Source organism: Gluconobacter sp. P1D12_c, assembly GCF_018812105.1.
In the GTDB taxonomy this organism is placed as follows: Bacteria; Pseudomonadota; Alphaproteobacteria; order Acetobacterales; family Acetobacteraceae; genus Gluconobacter; species Gluconobacter oxydans_A.
The window spans coordinates 1-504 of the sequence record NZ_JACSIQ010000324.1 but is presented as its reverse complement, the minus strand read 5'-3'; the positions used below and the strand labels follow the sequence as shown (position 1 = coordinate 504).

Below are 504 nucleotides of genomic sequence, written 5' to 3'. Positions count from 1 at the left end.
GAAGTGCTTCTAGAGACACTTCGCCTTCCGAGTGATCCTTCACTCTACGAATGGTTTGTCGGTCAGCCAAATGTGCCATTACCGACAAAAAAAGAAGCTTTCTGAATATATCTGAAGAAGGGGTTTCCTTCTTCAGCTTACGACAATTTGCTTGCAAATTGTGTAGTAAGTCCACCTTTTGAAAAAAGGGGGCTGAAACACCATGTCAAAATTCGCCATTCTTCGGGTTCAGAAACTCAAATCGCCCAAGTCCGTCAGGGCGTCCATGAAGCACGCCTACCGAGAGCAGGATACGCCAAACGCTGACGCCACGAGAACGCCAGACAATGACCTGATCGGGCCGCAGAACGTCAAACAGGGCATGATCGCGTTCGAGAAGGCGCTAGCTGAGAAGATCCGCAAGAACGCCGTGCAGTGCATCGAATACCTGGTCTCGTCCTCACCTGGCGCGTTCGAGATCCGGAACGCTGACCAGGTGGCGTATTTGGGGTCACGACACGAAAG

General features: G+C 51.4%; 1 protein-coding gene. It reads left to right on the top strand.

What is annotated here, in order from left to right; all coding sequences use genetic code 11:
* Window positions 1–202 precede the first annotated feature (202 nt).
* Window positions 203–504: plasmid recombination protein (locus tag KP705_RS16995; protein WP_252348440.1), on the top strand; the 302-nt coding region annotated here is incomplete at its 3' end.